Source organism: Reichenbachiella faecimaris (assembly GCF_900176375.1).
Classification (GTDB): Bacteria; Bacteroidota; Bacteroidia; order Cytophagales; family Cyclobacteriaceae; genus Reichenbachiella; species Reichenbachiella faecimaris.
In genome coordinates this window covers 70,526-88,719 of the sequence record NZ_FWYF01000001.1, presented here as the reverse complement: position 1 = coordinate 88,719, position 18,194 = coordinate 70,526, and the positions used below count along the sequence as shown (strand labels likewise).

11 protein-coding genes are annotated in these 18,194 nt (G+C 37.8%); 3 read left to right on the top strand and 8 right to left on the bottom strand.

Going from position 1 to position 18,194, the window contains the following annotated elements:
- Nucleotides 1-68: 68 nt before the first annotated feature.
- The 3 genes from B9A58_RS00350 to B9A58_RS00340 form a co-directional block, all read right to left on the bottom strand.
- Complete coding sequence (locus tag B9A58_RS00350) at nucleotides 69-1,055, bottom strand: ChbG/HpnK family deacetylase (RefSeq protein ID WP_084370437.1); 987 nt, start codon at nucleotides 1,053-1,055, stop codon at nucleotides 69-71.
- Between the two features lie 61 nt (nucleotides 1,056-1,116).
- Complete coding sequence (locus tag B9A58_RS00345; RefSeq protein ID WP_084370436.1) at nucleotides 1,117-4,161, bottom strand: sensor histidine kinase; 3,045 nt, start codon at nucleotides 4,159-4,161, stop codon at nucleotides 1,117-1,119.
- Nucleotides 4,162-4,277: 116 nt separating this feature from the next.
- Nucleotides 4,278-6,191: an OmpA family protein gene (locus B9A58_RS00340; protein WP_084370435.1), complete on the bottom strand. Its 1,914-nt coding sequence runs from the start codon at nucleotides 6,189-6,191 to the stop codon at nucleotides 4,278-4,280.
- A gap of 190 nt (nucleotides 6,192-6,381) precedes the next feature.
- Between B9A58_RS00340 and B9A58_RS00335 the strand changes: the two genes are divergently transcribed.
- The gene (locus B9A58_RS00335) at nucleotides 6,382-6,957 is read left to right on the top strand and encodes a hypothetical protein (protein WP_084370434.1); all 576 of its coding nucleotides are present in this window, start codon (nucleotides 6,382-6,384) and stop codon (nucleotides 6,955-6,957) included.
- On the opposite strand, the gene B9A58_RS00330 is transcribed toward B9A58_RS00335, so the two are convergent.
- The 3 genes from B9A58_RS00330 to B9A58_RS00320 all read right to left on the bottom strand — a co-directional run bounded on the left by B9A58_RS00330 (nucleotide 6,954) and on the right by B9A58_RS00320 (nucleotide 12,169).
- Nucleotides 6,954-8,477: a sensor histidine kinase gene (locus B9A58_RS00330; RefSeq protein WP_084370433.1), complete on the bottom strand. Its 1,524-nt coding sequence runs from the start codon at nucleotides 8,475-8,477 to the stop codon at nucleotides 6,954-6,956. The genes B9A58_RS00335 and B9A58_RS00330 overlap by 4 nt on opposite strands.
- Before the next feature lie 33 nt (nucleotides 8,478-8,510).
- On the bottom strand, nucleotides 8,511-9,635 hold the full coding sequence (locus B9A58_RS00325) for a PAS domain S-box protein (RefSeq protein ID WP_084370432.1): 1,125 nt from the start codon (nucleotides 9,633-9,635) through the stop codon (nucleotides 8,511-8,513).
- Between the two features lie 167 nt (nucleotides 9,636-9,802).
- Nucleotides 9,803-12,169 carry an ABC transporter permease gene (locus tag B9A58_RS00320; protein WP_084370431.1) on the bottom strand — a complete coding sequence of 789 codons (2,367 nt, stop codon included), beginning with the start codon at nucleotides 12,167-12,169 and terminating at the stop codon, nucleotides 9,803-9,805.
- Between the two features lie 179 nt (nucleotides 12,170-12,348).
- Between B9A58_RS00320 and B9A58_RS00315 the strand changes: the two genes are divergently transcribed.
- Nucleotides 12,349-14,799 (top strand): caspase family protein, encoded by a 2,451-nt coding sequence (locus tag B9A58_RS00315; RefSeq protein WP_084370430.1) that lies wholly within the window; start codon nucleotides 12,349-12,351, stop codon nucleotides 14,797-14,799.
- Here B9A58_RS00315 and B9A58_RS00310 read toward each other — a convergent pair whose 3' ends face one another.
- On the bottom strand, nucleotides 14,800-16,005 hold the full coding sequence (locus B9A58_RS00310; RefSeq protein ID WP_084370429.1) for a helix-turn-helix domain-containing protein: 1,206 nt from the start codon (nucleotides 16,003-16,005) through the stop codon (nucleotides 14,800-14,802). It abuts the gene before it with no gap.
- 131 nt (nucleotides 16,006-16,136) lie between these two features.
- On the opposite strand from B9A58_RS00310, the gene yaaA reads away from it, so the two are divergent.
- Nucleotides 16,137-16,916: a peroxide stress protein YaaA gene (yaaA, locus tag B9A58_RS00305; RefSeq protein ID WP_084370428.1), complete on the top strand. Its 780-nt coding sequence runs from the start codon at nucleotides 16,137-16,139 to the stop codon at nucleotides 16,914-16,916.
- Here yaaA and B9A58_RS00300 read toward each other — a convergent pair.
- A complete protein-coding gene (locus B9A58_RS00300) occupies nucleotides 16,891-18,066 on the bottom strand; it encodes a twitch domain-containing radical SAM protein (protein WP_084370427.1) in 1,176 nt (391 codons plus the stop codon). The genes yaaA and B9A58_RS00300 overlap by 26 nt on opposite strands.
- Nucleotides 18,067-18,194: the final 128 nt, after the last annotated feature.

The window sequence follows — 18,194 nt, the reverse complement described above, 5'->3', positions numbered from 1 at the left end:
TTGGCACATTACCAAAAACTCGGACAGGTGTATACCTGACTCTTATTTTCACTAGGTAGAAGTTAATCTTAAAGGTTCTTCCAGGACTCGAAAGACACCAATGCAGACAGGTCAAAGTTAAGAAGTGCCCTTTGTTCTGCCATTCTACTATCAAAATAGCTAGAATCTATACCTGTATATTTTGATTTAGAAAATTTTGTTTGATTGCAATACTCACCTAATTTGGCGTAGTCATCATCTATAAGATGAAACACATACTCCATGACTTCTTCTTCAGGTGCCTCCACACTCAGGTCTTCTCTAAGTGCCAGGTTCTTTTCGTCAGCAAAGGAGCTTATTTCCTCATTGTTTAGATTATTAGTAGGCAATGCCAATGGGCCATAGTGCACGGTATTTAATGCAATAGGCATTTTAGGCAATGCTTCGAAATGAGCAAGAAATGTTCTCATATTGCGTGAGTGGTTTAAAATGCACTTTCGGTTTTCTTTGCTCATATTATCAAACATTCTTAGTACGACCATGGATATATAGAGGTCGTTCATTGCCTTGGGAATGTTTAGTGGTGAGCGAACCGCCAGGCCGTTTTCTTGTGCGACTTTGAAAAATATTTCATGAAAATCCTGAAAGAAAAACAGTGTGTTGTGATGACTACTCAAATTGGTAATGGGTACATTGTATCGATCAAACTGCTCTACTTGTTTACTTAGTTCATAGTGCAAATCATTAAGTTCACGATCAGTATGCTTAGACCTGCGCATCTGAGTGTACTTTTTAAAGTACTTTCCTTTACGCAAGCTCAGTGTACCCGACCTTGTCAATAGCCCAATCTTTCTTCCAGAGACGGGTTTGCCTGAAGAGATCGTCAGATGACAACCTATTTCAAAAGTTTTTTCAGCACAAGCGTCTTGCAGTTTTTTAATTTTGGTTTCAAAATGATCGTGATTTGAAAACGCAGCAACAGAGTTAATTTTACCAGCATTTACTGCTTTAATAATTCCTTCGTCTATAGCAGGTATGGCTCCGTAGTCATCCGCTGTAAAAATGACCTTATTCATGGGCTATGTTTTTTAAATCATTTCTATTAACAGCATCTCCTCAATGCTATTTTAAGTTACTCTATTTTTTATGTAATGCGGCAAGATTTCTTAGTGTAATCACAAAAGAGGTTCCTTCATCTTTTTTCGATTGAATTTCTATGATGCCATGAATTTTCTCCAAGGTCTCCTCTACAATATAAAGTCCCAATCCTGAGCCCTCACTGGCTGTTGTTGCTCTGTAGAACATATTAAAAACCTTTGATTGATCCTTTTTCTCTATTCCCGGGCCATTATCTACAACTTGTATTTTCACGTCTTTCTTGACGTTTGACACCTCAATGGAAACAAACGGGTCATCAACTCTATCTGGTGTATGATGTTTAAAGGCATTGGTTATGATGTTGCTTAGAACCACTTTGAGTCGTTTGGAATCGCTATAAAATTTGCCCTCCAATGTATATTTTGTATTGCATCTTATGATATCAAAATTTTTGGTATGGCTGATGTCAGCCAATATATTCGATATAGTGGTTTCAAAATCTACTTCATCAACTTCAATTCCCAGGCGTGCATTCCTAGAATAATCTACGATGTCCTGAATAAAATCATCTAACCTGTTGACGCTCTTTTCGATATGATCAAAATACTGGTGTTGTTTTTCGACCTCACCCATTCTTGCTAAGTTGATCAACCCTAAGATGGAAGCAAGAGGAGACCTGATTTCGTGAGATGCACTATAAACAAATCTGTCCAATTCGGCATTGACCTTTTTGAGTTCTATGTTTTGCCTATTTATAAATGAAATTCTCCATTTGTATATGATCAGAAATAGACCAATAATAAAAAGTACTACTAATAAGTAAAACCAGATGGTCTGATAAAAAAATGGCTTCACCCGAAAAGTAAAACTGACTGGCTCTGTGTTCCAAATGTTACTTTCATTTGCCCCTATTACTTTAAAAGTGTATTTGCCTGGAGGCAAATTAGTGTATTCGACCCGTCCATCATAAACAGGGTCACTCCACTCCTTTTCAAATCCTTCCAGATTGTATCTAAATTGATTTCGTTCGGGAGCAGCATAACTTAGTACAGCAAACTCAAAAATATACCTGAGTGCACCTGCCTCTATGACCGTTTGGTCTTCGTCAATCCGTAGTGACTCACTATCCACCAAAACATTTCTAATACATAGCCTTGGCTTCCGCTCACCATCTTTAAGTCCGGTAGGGTTAACTTCACAAACACCACCAAGCGTAGGAATCATAATCTTCCCTTGAGCGGTTAATAACGATCGTGTTGCTCCCGTACATTCCTTGTTATTCATTCCATCATTCTCATCCAAAAGGATATAAGGCAATTCTTCTATTTTTCCATCACGATATTGTTTCCATTGAGACTTTTCGATTTGTAAAATTCCAAGGTTTGAGGTCATCCAAAAATTCTCTTTCTCATCATCTACAAGATCAAAATATGTCTTACTTCTTTGATCAATCGCCAAATCAATCAATCTCAAACTATCTTCATAAAAGTGTATCAAACCAATATTCGCAGTAATTAATGCTTCTGAGTCAGAAATCAAATCAATGTTAAACAGCAACACGCCTGAATCATCTTCTTTTAAATGGTATGTAATGGTCTGTCCAGAAGGCTTCAGTATGGTCATCCCACCACTGTGAGTTCCAATATACAAATCACCATTCTTTGATTCTGTTGCGCTCAAAATGAAATTAGATTCTAGTTTATTTTGGTTGTTTAAGATTTCCAGAATCTGACCATCTGCAAACTTCACTAAGCCACCTGACCTTGATCCAAACCAAAAAAATCCATTTTTGTCTTTGATAACTGTTCGGAAATTATTGGCTGGCATTCCGTTCGCGGTCGAATAAAGTGTTTCTCTATTTCCCATCTTATGTATGATTCCCACATAAGTGGCCAGCCACAAGGAACCATCACGATCATGATATATATCACGCACCCCATTACCCCCTAGATCAGTGTTAATTTCCAACTTGCTAAATGATGAGCCATCATAGATATCAAGGAGGTTCTGATCCGTTCCTATATACAACTTACCGTTCCAAGATTCGTGAATTATATTGACTCTATTGCTAGATATATTGGGTTGGGTCAGGTTGGATAGCTGGCTTTCTTTTAATCTCATCAAGCCAGTCCTGCTAGAGGTCAACCACAGGCTATTCTCTTCGTCCTTTATGATCGAACTGATTCGTACTAAATCAATACCACTCTTCCCATAAACCCAATCCACTTTATCACTCATTGGTGACCACCTGGCTAGTCCGTTTTCCGTTCCTGCCCATACAGAATTCCACTCATCTACCTGTAGGTAATTAATATAAACGTTGGTCAAACCTTTCACTTCATTGAGTTGCCCATGATCATCAACAAATTGCAACCCTTGAGTAGTGGCAACCATCGTATATCCATTACTTGTGCAAATCAAGCTCTCCACATAATCATCAAGCAGTCCATTTTTTATTGAATAATGAGATTCTACTTGTTCATCTCTAAGGCCAAACAGACCTTGGCCTTCAGTGGCAACCCAAAGTTTACCTTCTCCATCTTCCTTAATATTACTGATGGTACTTTTATTGAGCATTGGAACATCTACTTGTGAAGCTATTCCATTCTCTAGTTTGAACAAGCCTTGATTATTGCTACCCACATAAAGTGTCCCAGATTTGCTTACTAGCAATGACGGCACGGACTTTGGTAAAGAACCAGAAGAAATCTCAAGTTCAGAAAAACGACTATTTGAATAGCTGATTATGCTACTTCCTTGAGAACCTAAGTAAATCACACCATCATCGTCTTCAACAACAGTATAAAAGCCATCTGTTTCTAATAGGTCAAGATTATTTATGTCATACACTTCGATTCGCTCACCATCATAGATCATTACTCCATTGAATGAAGTAACCCATAGCAAGCCTCTACTGTCTTGAAATACGTTTGTAAGATTATTGGATGAAAGTCCGTCTTCAGCTGTCCACTGTGTCAGACTAAAGTTTTGTATAGGCTCTTTTGGGTCGAAAGTACTGCCTTGTCCTTTTGCAACTACCGTTACAAAAAAACTAAAGACTAAAAAAACAAGGAGTAATCTCATGCATGACTTTTTTAACTAACTAAAAATGTAAGTACCTCGTTCACAAAAGATAAATCAAAATCCTTTGATAAAAAAGAACCTACATTTTTAGTTGGCTTACAAAGATCCCTTGTGATTTAGAATTCAACAATTACGAACTCTGTTCTGCGATTAGCTTTACGACCTTCTGCAGTACTGTTATCTTCTAGCGGCACAGACTCTCCATATCCCTTGGCTTGAAGGCGAGCTTCTTCTACTCCAGCTAATTTCAAATACTTTACTACGGCATCTGCTCTTGCCTGTGAGAGTCTCTGGTTAGCTTCTTCCGAACCAAGATTATCTGTATGTCCACCTACTTCAATCACCATGGTTCCATTCTGCTGCATTAATTCTACTGCCTTATTCAATTCAACGTAACTGATTGGCTTCAATTCTGCTCTGCCAGATTCAAAGAAAATATTGTTCAGCACCACTTTAGTACCTTTTTCGATCGGCTCTAAGTTGATGTTTTTTGTAATCTCTTGATAAGTGGTGTCTTTTGGCAAGTCAAAGCTTTGAGAATAGAAAAAATAACCATCCCTACTCGCAGAAACACTGTAATTTCTACCAGCAGGTAGCACCACTAAGTATTCTCCGCTTTCTGAGTTACTCTTGTTAATCGCAATAAGCTCCCCTGTATCAATATCTTCAATCATTACTAATGCTCCCAAGGGCTCTTCTGTATTAGCATTCGCTACAATACCCTCAATAACAGCAGTTGGTTTTGGTTTTAAATAATCCGGCAGATCGGTCTTGTATATATTGTAGCTATCACCCACTCTAGATGATGAGAAGTACGCATCTCCTGAACCAGAAATACTGAAATTTTTATCTTCTCCAGATGAGTTGATTGGTGCTCCTAAGTTGATTGGTGTAGCCCATTTTCCATTCTCAAATACACTATAAAAAATATCAACACCACCATGGCCTGGATGTCCACTGGTGGCATAGTACAAAGTTTTACCATCAGCTGCCAGAAAAGGGCTATTATCGCTTAATGGCGTATTAATAGTACTTCCTAGATTTTGAGGGATTCCCCAATCTCCCAAATGATTTAGCTCCGTCATATACAAATCCGCGCCACCATAGCCACCATCCCGTGATGAGGTAAAAATGATTCGAGTACCGTCAGAACTTATTGTGGGTTGAGATTCCCAGTCTTTACTATTTACCACATTACCCATATTTACAGGCTCTGACCATTTAGTGCCGTCAAGTGTGGTGATGTAGAGGTCACAATTACCTACACTTTCTTCACCTCCACATCTTACATATACCATGGTCTGACCATCACCTGTAAAAGCTGAACCAAAGTCGTCATTAATCGAATTGATAGGCTCGGGCAACATTATGGGTGTACTCCATGCACCATTCTTGAGATTCGAAACATATATATCTTCACCATAATGGTTCGCTCTTGAGCTATCTTGCACGTTATCAAAGCCACCTTGACGAACACTAGTAAAATAGAGTCTGGTGCCCATAGGGTTTACTTGTGGGGCATAGTCATTTGAATTACTATTTAGCTGTGATACCAATTCAGGTTCGGAGGTAGCGTTTGGCTGTTCTCTCACTTCATTGCTCTTCTGAGCGTAAACCAGTCTATTTTTGGCTTCATGCCTTTTTAAGGTGTTGTTCGGAATATCTGGATAATCTGCCAAAAATTTCTCATAATATCTTTCAGCCCTTGATAACCTGTTCAACTCGATAAATACCTCACCACCCTCAAAATATTGTGCCGGGTTATAATCAGGATTAACTGCTCTGAGCTTTTCAAATGCAATTGAAGCCTGCTCAGGCTGATCATTACGCTTGAATGACATGGCTAGATAAAACCATGCCTTATCTGATCTATTATTGTATTTCAACGCCTCGTTGAATTTTTCTATGGCTTCGTCATATCTCGCATGTTTAAAGTATTTCCCTCCATCTTTGAAAGCTTCAACAAAATTTTGAGCCTGAAGATTAACCGCAAATAGACAACTTAAAATAATAATACAGAATATTCTCATAGTGATAATTGGTTGATGCAACTGCAAAATAAGAAATCTTTATTAAAAACAGGCACAGCTTCAATTTCACTAGAGATTATGAAAAGACATACAAGTGACACTTATGGATTTTTATATCAATCAACCCTAAGCATTAAGTATATAAATTCTATTTTTGATTAAATTGAATTCGTGTAACTCAAAAAAACTCATGAAAAACCGATCATCCATACTCGTAATTCTTCTTCTAATTTCATTGCCACTTCTTGCTCAGAAGAAGCCCAGAGATATCATATTTATTGTGGATGAATTAAGAACAGCTTGGGATATTGAAGCGCTCAAAATGGAGAGCTATGAAGGAATGAAAACGTACTGTCATTCAAAAACATACAGGAAGGAGATATTGGATTTGCTTCGTCAAATTCATCACTATGATACAACTCTGTATTTTACTGTTACTGATAAGTATGACACCAATGCTGATCCAGCGGCCAAGGAAACATTGGATGACATTGTGACCCTAGAGACTGACTATACAAATAAAAAATTCGTGGCCTTTCTCAAAAATGAATGCGAAAAAGTAATTCATATTGAAAAGAATTTGGCAAAAAAAGATAGTGGCGGCTTTGATAAAGATATTGCTGCTCTTGAGGATGAGCTCATTCTATATATAGACGCAGTTACGGAAAGAGTCGATCTCGTAGACGAACACATTCATCATCTCAAAGAATTGGATCCTACCGCTTTGGAAGTTCCTAAAGAAAAAAATGAAGGTACGGGTTTTTAATCCATTTCATTTAGGTGGACAGTAAACTTGGCACCTTGTTTTGGACGACTATCTACAATCATTTCACCATGATGATAACTCAAAATCGTGCTAATAATATACATACCTAGCCCACTTCCATTTACATGAGAATGTAGCCTTACAAATGGCTTCATGATCTCCTCCTTGTATTTCACAGCATCAAAACCTAATCCAGTGTCTTTAACTACAAGCGTAACCCTGCCCTTATTCACTAGAGTTTTAATCTCTATCACTAATGGCTTTTCTGGGTTCTTATATTTCACGGCATTTGTAAGGAGATTCTGCATGATACTCTTCAGGTGCAATGGAGGGTAGTTGATTTGCTTGCAGGCTGAAAAGTCCTTTCTAAATGTTGCATTGGAATCTTTAATATCCTGAAGCATGCCTTGCGCCACTTCAGCCAAAACTTTGTCGAACGAAACCATCTGGGCATCCTGATTTAGGGAAGCTCGAAGGTGATTCACATCATTCAAGGCATTTACTGTCATAGATAATTGATCCGCACTTCTTTTTACATTTTTCAGCACGGTATCATAGCTATTGTCACCCATCTTTGTGTTCTCCAGCATTTCAATGAGTGATTTCATATTATTCACAGGAGCCTTCAAATCATGTGCTGTACTGTAAGAAAAATGCGTAAACCTTTCTATTTCTTCTTGTGCATCCTGTAAGCGATCTGCCATATTGTTAAAGGCATCTACCAAATCTTCCGTAATACTTTCTGGTTTTAATTGTATTCGTGTATCCAAATTACCTGCACCCAATCTTTCCGCTCCCTTTCTAATTTGCTCAAGAGGCACCCATATTTTGTAGCTAAAGGTATAAACTGCCACTAGGGATAGCGTGGTGAAGAAGATGGTTAACACTACAATCCACTGCATGGATAGCTCCTCTTCTTGCTCAACGGATTCTACTTGAGATTCCGTGAACATTTCTAACCGCATCAAAACACCTTCAATCTGACTGTTAAATTCATTCTCTTCAGATTCTACCTTATCAGACTTCAACATAGCAGATGCTACATCACCTTCTTCCAATAGCTCCATAACTTCTATGGCATGATTTTCATAACTGGTGTGTTCAGATTCCAGCTTGGTAAGCGCCACCTCCAATGTCCTGAGTTTCGATAGCTGACTACTGCTAGTTGTATTCCTTAATGCTCGTTGAACCTGCTCATCTGCATCCAATAAATCTTGATCCACAATCGCAGCCAGATACCTAAACGTGCTATCCGCCCGCAGGAAATTTTCTCTGGCAAACTGGTGCTTGTCAAACTCTTCAGCATATCTTATGGCTCTTTCGAAATTAATAGATTGCTCTAATTGGTTAGTTTCTATTTGGGTCAGAATTTCAACCAGTGGCAAATCAATTCGTGCAACATCATCAATATCCTGATGTGTAGCAAGCATTCTAAGCAAAGCAAAGGCACTTAGAATGAGCAACATCAAAATGATAAAACTGCTTCGTTTTAATATGGTATCTCTTACTTTATTCTTCATGCTTTTGAGCTTACAATTCTTGTGATATTGTTTTTAATCAAGGTCTAATTTAGCATTCATTACTCTAATTACCTCATCCAAATCCATAGTGGCAATTTGCAGATTTGCCATGAGTTCTTCATAGCTTTTTCTATCATCCCAGGTCATTTTTATCAAATCTAAAATTCCTAAAATAGATGATATGGGTCTTCTAATATTATGAGAGGCATAAAATGCATAGTCCTCCAATTTGGCAATCAGTGCTTCCTTTTCTTCGCGCTGTTTTTTATCCTTGGTAATGTCTATGGCTACTGCAATCCTCGCCTTTTTTTCTCTATACGTAGTGGAGTGTCCAGAAATCTGAACTATAAAAATTGAGTTGTTTTTCTTCCTATGCTTCCATTCAGAAGCTTCCCATTTGGCATTGATTTTTTGTTCGTAATCTAAGTCATCAGACTTAGAGGTAGCCCCTGCATTGGCTCTTAGATCCAAAAGGGTCAACTCCCTAAATTGATCCAGATCATAACCATACAAAGAAATGGCTCCATTGTTTGCATCCAATATTGTATAAGTACCAGGGTCGTAGATAAACATTGGTACTGGGCTATCATTAAATACAGAATGATAACTGGCTTCTGTGAGCTGGCGCAACCCCTTTTCCTTAATCCTTAATTGAGAGCTGTAGGATTGTGAAATGTATGAAGCAGCAGTGGTCAAATAAATTTTGTCGTGCGTAGTCCAGCGATGTATTTCGGATTGTTTCTCTACAAATATCACCCCAAGGATTACTTCTTTGTACCATACTTGAATCCCTAACATTGATTTAAGTCCGTTGGGCTCAACGTAGGATTTTCTAATCTCTTCAGTAAGTTTTGTATTGGCAGCATCATCAATTTTGATAATGAGCTTTGTTCTCAGTGTATCATAGAAATTAGGACAGGCCTCCTGTTCAAAGGTATTCCCTTTAACAAAGGTGTCGTTTTCTTTATCATAAAGAAACAGATTCTTAATCTGCATATTCTCCTGACTGAAAATCCAAAAACCAGCACGCTCCACATCCAACTCAAAACTCAGTGCAGCCAAAACTTCATGCACCAATTCCTTGAATCTACCATTGTGCAGATAGTCTGATTTAGAGAGTTGTAATAAAGTTTTGTGTTTTGATTTTGTCCTAACCATTAATTTTTCATTCACCAAAAATGCACACCCAAGCCTTCGCTAATGGATCAATAGGATATCGGGGAGAGTCTAAAATAGCTGAACTACAATAGACCCGCAAGTTAATGATATTCTATTTTTTGCTATTCTGTTAATGAAAAATAATTTACAGGGACGTCGAGATTAATTTACTCGTCTCTTAGAGATCTTGCTGGATTTGCTCTTGCCACTCGCCCAGCCTGATTTCCTACTATCAGCAAGGAAAAAACAAGGGCAACAACCCCAACAATTGGAAATATCCACCACTGTACATCCACTCTAATGGGGTATCTTTCGAGATATTGATCAAGTAAATACCAGGTAACTGGAGTAGAAATCAAAAAGCCTATCAGTACGAGTTTTGAAAAATCCTTTGACATCAGACCAATCAATCCAAGGATGCTCGCACCAAGGACTTTGCGAATACCAATTTCTTTAGTCCTCTGCTCTGCTGTAAACGAAGCCAAACCAAACAAACCAAGCCCAGTAATGAAAATTGCTAAAAGAGAAAATATAGTAGCGAGACTTTGCGTCATATTAATAGTATCAAATTTGCGTTGAAACTCAACATCTGCAAACTGATAGTCAAACGGGTAAGCCGGGTTATAACGATCAAATATAGATTCAACAGTCTTGATATTTTCATTCATACTTCCATTATTCTTTAGCCGAACAGTAATGGCATTGATCCAATTGGGGTTGACTATCATAAACAGAGGTTTCACTTCTTGATAAGGAGAGCCCATGATCACATTGTCCACTACTCCTATAAGTTGTCTTTTATCACCCCACAGATCAAGTGTCGTCCCTATTGGATCCTCTAAGCCCATGAGGTCTAGCGCGGTTTTATTGATAACAATTGCTGAAGTATCTGTCGAAAATTCTTTAGAAAAATCTCGTCCGTGCAATACCTTCACTCCCATAGTCTTACAATAGTCATATTCGGTAGAAATTGTGGTAAATATGACCTTTAAGTTTTCGGGTTTGCCAGGCCAGCTAAGGAAGTTATTTGAATTGATTGAAGTAATACGGCTATTCGAACGGGTGACTGCGTCTACCGCACCGGACTGCAAAAGCTGCGTTTTTAGTACATCATAATTCTCTGCAAGCTCATCACTATAGTCAATGGAAATAAGATTAGACTGATCATATCCCAGATCTCTGTCCTTCACCAACTCAATTTGCCTAAATATAACCACTGTGCTCACAAGCAAAAGAATAGAAAATCCGAATTGCATGACAACCAGAATCTTACGAGGTGAAGTAGCCCCCCTCCCTACCTTGATCGTTCCTTTGAGCGTCTCTACAGGTCTAAATGAAGATAAATAAAAAGCTGGATAGCTCCCCGCTAGTATACCCGTCAGGAAAATGATACTGAATCCTATCTGCCAAAATTCCCATGACTGATAATCAACAAATAATTCTTTGTCTACCAAATTATTATATGCTGGCAACACCAGCTCTGTCATAGCAATAGCCAACACAAATGAAATAATGGAAATGACTAATGACTCTCCAATGAACTGTAGTATCAGATACTTTCTGGTTGAACCCAAACTCTTTCTAATACCAACTTCACGAGCCCGCCTTTCAGATCTGGCGGTTGCCAAATTCATAAAATTGATACACGCAATAACCAAGATAAATATGGCAATAACAGAAAAAAGCTTCACATGATCATTTCTTCCTTCTTTGGCCACACCATTCACAAAATTGGAATGCAGCCTCCATCGCTCCATTGGGTGCAAAAACAACCGTCTAGGCATGTCATCTTCACCATTTTCAGCAAGCATTGTAGCAATAGTTTCATCTACAGAAGCCTGCGCTTGTTCATTGCTTAGTTCCACGAAAACCTGGAAAGAGTAATTGCCCCAGTTAGTTTTATTATTAACTACCCATTCATTCAGTATTTCTCTCTGTTTCCAAGGCACTAAATATTCAAATTCAAAAGAAGAATTGTTGGGGACGTCTCTCAGAATACCTGTTACATTTAGATTCGCCTGGTCTTCCAACCTAATAATTTTCCCAAGTGGGTCTTCGTTTTTAAAAAGCGTCTGAGCAAGAGACTGACTAATCACAATGGAATAGGGATCATCCAATACTGTGGCGGGATCTCCACTAATGAGTGGATATTCGAACATTTCAAGAAACTCTTCACTCACATAATACCCTTGTTTAATCACGCGAGTTTCATCCACAGTTAGTAATTTATCTCCTCCCCAGCCAGTCACGGTAGAGTTTATTATACTGCTGTTGGCAGTCTTCATCGCTTCATAAGCTGGCAATGGTATCGACCGCCATGTATTGACCTTTCCATCAAAAGTGGCATGTACCCATACTTGATGGAGGTTCTTATATCGAGGTAGAAATTTATCAAATGATGCTTCATCAGCAACCCAAAGCCAGATCAAAATACTGCAAACGATACCTATCGACAGCCCAAAAATATTAATGGTGGAATACAGTTTGTTCTTAATAAGATTTCTTAGCGTAATTTTTAGAAAGTTTCGCAACACGGTTATGCATGAGTTAGTGAACTCATTAAGGATTGTTTAACCTTAACAATAGTTGCATTGATCGACTAATAATTTGTCCTAATCGAATTAATTCTTCTTAATTCTATCCAGAGGTCTAAAAAATGCATTAATATCAGATTATTTCATAGCTTTGATACTTGAAGCAAACCTCAGGAACAATGAAAAATTTATTGATTTTAGTTTTAATGCTCAGTTTACCGATTCTAAGTTCATTCGGTCAGACAAAAAAAGTAGCAGAACTTGAAGATAATTCTGGAGAAATCACGGAGTTTCAAGTTGATGAAAACAACCAATATATTGCAATCGGAAATGAAATCGGAATTCTAACCGTATTCGATTTTTCTACAAAAGAAGAGCTCTACAAAATCAGACCTCATAAGGAAAAAATCAAGTTTATTCGATTTTACTCAGGACAAAACCAAGTTGTCTCCTTTACAGATTCTGAAATCGTATTTTCAAATGCTTCTGACGGCGCTCAAATCAGCAAAATTTCGCTGTTCGAAAAAATTGACTGGGTTGATCTGAATAACAGTTCACAGATGCTCTATTTATTGAGCACAAAAGGTGTTTCAGACCCTTCTAAAAGAATATATAAAGTCGAACTCCAAAGTAGAAAATTTGATGTCTTTCATGCGAGCACAGGCGGCATTGGTACATTTAAAACTAGTTATGATGGAAAGCTCATGTATTTAGCTAAAGGAGATGAAATTTTGGTGAAAAATATTGATTTGGATATCATAGACAAAAAACTAAAAGGTCACGAGGCTAATATTGAGCATATTGACTTAAACCCTTCTAAGACAGATTGGATGACCACAACTGATAAGTATTCATTAAGGTTTTGGAAGATCTCTTCAGGTAAAAGTTATTTACTAAAATGGAAAGCGGTACCTACCCCTGAAGATTTTGACAAACTCTATTATTCTTGGGTATTGAATCAGCAGAACAAAATTTTAATACATGGAGAAGAAGGCCTAAAAATCAGAGATGTTTCTAATCCTCATGATGAAGTTTCTATTATTTCTTCGACTGGCTTGAAAATCGAAAAAGTTGCGTTAAGTCCTGATAAATCTAGCATATTGATTCAATCGCGTGATAATAGCATTGAAGTCTGGAGTTCGGGTGAAGCCCCACAAATCGCATCAAACGACACCAATACCCGATCTACCGAAACAACTACACCTGTAATCAATAGCAGTGATGAAATTTATAAAAAATATAAAGTTGAAATAGATAAGGAACTTAATCTTCGTGCAGAACTCTACAAACCAAGGGGTGAATTTGAGCGTACAACTGACTATGAAGCGAGACTGGATGAAGCCGAAACTTATAAAGAAGGAATTTTTGATTATTACCGTGATTTAGCAAATAGAGAAGCCGAAGTTGCAAAAGAATTAGAAGCTGCAAGACTCAAAATATTAGCTGAAAGAGAAAAAAGAGATAGTGAAAGAAGGGCAGCACTTTTCAGAGATAAGATCAAAGGATCTTACCAAGAATACTATACACGTATCTCTGAATTAGGGACTTATAATGCGGACACTGAGGAATTTCCGATCACAATAGATGGTATGACCCACAGTGTAAAGGTACCTTTTGATAAAGCACGTGCCTTTAAGCAAAACTCCCCTTTCTTCAAAGTAGTTGGCAACAGTCAACTATTGGATGATGCGGTTACGTTGGAAAAATTCAACTATAAAATTGTCACAGACTCAAAGGAAGTATATGAATTTGGTAAGCAAAAGAAAGCGCTTTTTGTAGCTGACGAAGCTGATCTGTTGCTAAATGGCTTGATAAAACCCACACAAGCAACTGCTGCGGCAACACCTGTTGTCTCAAGACCTGCTACGGCCAGTCCAGAAACCGAGGAGTCAGAACTTGACAGCAGAATTGTTGATTATTTCAGCACGAAAACTTATCATGCCTTGTTAATAGGTGTAGACGAATATAGAGACCCATCTATTACTCAACTTGATGGCCCTATTGCTGATGCAGGTAGATTAAAAGATGTCCTTACCAGAAATTACACATTTGAAGAGGAGAATATCACATTTCTTCAAAACCCAACGAGAACAGAAATCATAGAAACTTTTGATGAACTTCAGTCAAAAATTGACGAGGAAGATAATTTATTGATTTTCTATGCTGGTCACGGTGTATGGGACGAAGACCTTAAGCAAGGATTTTGGTTGCCTAGTGATGCCAAAAGAACTTCTAAAGCAGCCTGGTTATCCAATGCCATGATTAGAGATTACATTGGAGGTATTCACACGAAGCATACACTTTTAGTTGCTGATGCTTGTTTCAGTGGTGGTATATTTAAAACTAGAGACATGTTTATACAAAACATGGCTTCACTAGAACTGGCTAAGCTTCCAAGTAGAAAAGCAATCACAAGTGGAGCCATGAAAACTGTTCCAGACAAAAGTGTATTCATTGAGTATTTGACCAAGCGACTTGAAGAAAATGAAAGAAGTTTGCTTCCTGCAGAAATATTGTTTAGTTCATTTAAGATTGCAGTGATGAACAACAGCCATGGTCAAGTACCTCAGTTTGGCGATATCAAGGGTGCTGGAGATGAAGGCGGAGACTTCATCTTCCTCAAAAGATAGCTAATCAATGACATCAGATTTATAGGACAATGGAGTTTGTCCTGTAAATTTTTTAAAAGCTTTATTAAACGAGACTTTGTTATTGAATCCAGCACGATAGGCTAATTGAATAACGTGCTCTCCTTGACATTCTGGTTTAAGGAATAGCTGCTGAACATAGTCAATCCTATATTTATTAATGAAATCAAAGAAATTTTGATTGAAGTACTTGTTGATTACCAGAGATACATTGTGTCTGGTAGTATTTGCCTGAGCAGCCAATTGATCAAGGTTTAGATCATTATTCAAAAAAAGCTGCTCTTCCTTCATCAATTGAAGCAATTTCATTTTCAATTCCGCTTCTCCCCTTTCTGTTAATCCCGAGTTCTTATACTTATGCCTTAGGATAATATTAGTTACTGGCTTACCAGCCAATACTTGCGGGTATATATAACCCAGAAAGCTCACACAAAAAATGAAGAATGACATGGCAAAAGAGATCATATAATCCCATGTAACATCAAAAAAGCTAAGATTTACCAATGCATAATAGAGTACAATGGTCAGATAGTAACCTGAATAGCTTATCAACAAATAATGAAACCAAGGTTTCAAGTAGGAGTCCTTTAGATTGGCTAAAAAGTAATGTCTAAAGCTCAAAAACAAATACAACCCCAGGTATACCAATTTCAAATATGTACTGAAACCAATCAAAAGAAATGGACGATATCTGTCATCTAAAGTTAGATGGCGCACGCCTTGGAAATTATCAATATAAAGAGGCAGCAGACATAGCGCCACCAAAAGTGGAATTACAAAATGCAACCCATCAGTTTTTTTGAGCACCTGCTGATTCACAATATTTCTAACGTAGAGATAGAACAAAGTCCCTGACGTCAAAAGCAAGGGATGAAACCAACCATTTAGATAGGCGAATTTCTGATTATAATTCGTCCAATAAAGTACATAGCTAAAAAGAATCACTGCAAAAGTGAGTAATAACAATGCCAGAATTTTATTGGCTTGAGATTGTGCTCCTTTCAGGTTGAAAAGGGCCACAAACACAAACAGTGCCTGCAATGAAACAAATAGAAAGAGAGATGTCCATGTGTCAAATGAAGGTTCTGGTAATTGATTTGAGGATTGTCCAAATGCAAGACTAGATACCAATATAAGGCCTATCACCCACCCAATTTTTGAGACTGCTATCCTAAAACCCACTTTCATTTGATACCATTTTGTAATTACAAATAATACTACACGTTTCAATTTAGAGGTAAATCCGATAAAGGTTAACGGAATATTCGATAATTCTAACGCTTCATATAGCTTTGCCACCCTTACGATAACAGACAAATATGATTGCAGTCATCTCGCCAGCTAAAACCTTAGATTTTGAAAAAGAAATCCAACAAGACTCTTTCACTACACCAAGATTACTGACACAAACCAATAGACTCATACGCGAATTGAGGCTTAAGAAATCAGGAGAGATCCAGCAGCTGATGAATGTGAGCGAGAACATTGCAAAACTAAATGTCGAACGATACAGGGATTATCGGCGCGAACACACTGTAGAAAATTCAAAACAGAGCATTCATGCCTTCAAGGGTGACGTGTATGTCGGACTGGATGTAGACCAATTGAATGCAGATGATATTGAATTTGCTCAAAAGCATCTCCGAATTTTATCTGGGCTATATGGCCTCCTTCGTCCTAAGGATATTATCCAACCCTATCGATTAGAAATGGGTACTAGTTTGACTGTAGGTAATGAGCCCACGCTCTATAAGTACTGGAATGATCGAATTGTGAAACTGGTACACTTGGACCTGAAAGAACATGATGATAACACAATAGTGAACTTAGCCTCAAATGAGTATTTCAAGTCTATAAAGCGTAAAAGCCTTAAAGCTCGGGTAGTAAACGTTGAGTTTTTAGATTTAAAAAACGACAAGTACAAAGTCATTTCTTTCTTCGCTAAAAAAGCTAGAGGGATGATGGCTAGATATATTATCAAAAACAGAATTAATGAAGTGGAGCTGCTCAAGGCATTTGACTATGAAGGTTACTACTTTGATCCTCAACCTTCTTCAGACACTCACCTGGTTTTCAAACGAGATCAAGCATCTGCTTAAATTCAGGGAAAATCTTTTCATAGTTTTCAGACCTCATCTCATCCATTACTTTGAGTTGTTTTTTCAATTTAGGAAGCTGATGTGTCCAACTATCTTGATTCATAAAATCAATGACTGACCTGAATTCAGAAATGACAGTTGTTGTTGCACCCTGAGTAGATAGCCAATCTATATGTTGTGAGATAGCCTTGCTGGCCTTCTTTTTCACCTCACTTGGAAGAATTTTTACATTGAAATGGTCAGGACGCGAAAGCACATTTATATAAATAGAATTGATATCAATCAGGCCTGCATCTACAAAGTAATGGTGAAGCTCACCTAGCTTTAGAACATTGAATATGCTGATGGTAGGAGCGATTTCTAATTTTATATGTGGAAGGTTAGATTTGATGCTATGCATATTGCTCTCAAACTTTTCCCAAACCAGTCCTTTGCGAATATATTCCCCTTGTTTCCCCAGCCCATCAATACTCGCTGAGACAGTAACTCGATCAAATTTCTCCCATAAGTCTAATACATTCCGACCCTTCAGTGACAGGATACTCAGATTGGTATTATATCTGAGATGAACTTTGGTTTGAGCATTTTTAATAAGTCCTTCAAGCAAGTCATAATGCTCTTTCATCATCAATGGCTCACCTCCTGCAAAGTATATTTCTTCGATATCTACTTGTAGACCAAGTACTTGATCAATAAATGATTGGCTGTCCTTACTCGCCTCTATGATGGCTTTCTCTCCAAAATTTTGCTTTAGAACATTCGCTTCTTCAAACCAGCTCGAACTGGCTCCATGCCAGCAAGTCCTGCATCTTAGATTGCATAAATTATTAAACCTAATATCAAAATAAATGGGCTTAGAATCTGGTGATATTCCATCAATATGTGTGTTTTTTACCCAACTCATTTTATGAGAAAATTTTGCCAGCGTTTCTTTTCTCATGCTATGCTTGCCAGCCTTTTCTCTGTCGAAACAAGAAGCACAACGTTTATCCTTTTCTCCTGCTAGCAAAAGCCTTCTAAACTTCCGAATGGGTTCGCCCTGCCAAATCTCATCTATGCTTTGCTCATTGATATTTCCAAATGTAATGTTGCCATTGCAGCAAGCTTTTGCTCTCCCACTGGTATCAACGTACAAGTGCAACCAGGGCATCAGGCATAAGTTTTGGTTTGAATTTTGCAAGAACTCGGATTTGATGAATTAAATTTAGTGTTTGGTAGCATTGGCTAAGTCAAAATTACATTTTTTAAGCGTTCAAAGCTGTACCATTGTTCACCCAA

What these genes read in the sequence shown, in the direction of transcription:
- B9A58_RS00350 (WP_084370437.1), bottom strand. Translation starts at nt 1,055, where the DNA reads ATGAATAAGGTCATTTTTACAGCGGATGACTACGGAGCCATACCTGCT.
- B9A58_RS00345 (WP_084370436.1), bottom strand. Translation starts at nt 4,161, where the DNA reads ATGAGATTACTCCTTGTTTTTTTAGTCTTTAGTTTTTTTGTAACGGTA.
- B9A58_RS00340 (WP_084370435.1), bottom strand. Translation starts at nt 6,191, where the DNA reads ATGAGAATATTCTGTATTATTATTTTAAGTTGTCTATTTGCGGTTAAT.
- B9A58_RS00335 (WP_084370434.1), top strand. Translation starts at nt 6,382, where the DNA reads ATGAAAAACCGATCATCCATACTCGTAATTCTTCTTCTAATTTCATTG.
- B9A58_RS00330 (WP_084370433.1), bottom strand. Translation starts at nt 8,477, where the DNA reads ATGAAGAATAAAGTAAGAGATACCATATTAAAACGAAGCAGTTTTATC.
- B9A58_RS00325 (WP_084370432.1), bottom strand. Translation starts at nt 9,635, where the DNA reads ATGGTTAGGACAAAATCAAAACACAAAACTTTATTACAACTCTCTAAA.
- B9A58_RS00315 (WP_084370430.1), top strand. Translation starts at nt 12,349, where the DNA reads ATGAAAAATTTATTGATTTTAGTTTTAATGCTCAGTTTACCGATTCTA.
- B9A58_RS00310 (WP_084370429.1), bottom strand. Translation starts at nt 16,005, where the DNA reads ATGAAAGTGGGTTTTAGGATAGCAGTCTCAAAAATTGGGTGGGTGATA.
- yaaA (WP_084370428.1), top strand. Translation starts at nt 16,137, where the DNA reads ATGATTGCAGTCATCTCGCCAGCTAAAACCTTAGATTTTGAAAAAGAA.
- B9A58_RS00300 (WP_084370427.1), bottom strand. Translation starts at nt 18,066, where the DNA reads ATGCCCTGGTTGCACTTGTACGTTGATACCAGTGGGAGAGCAAAAGCT.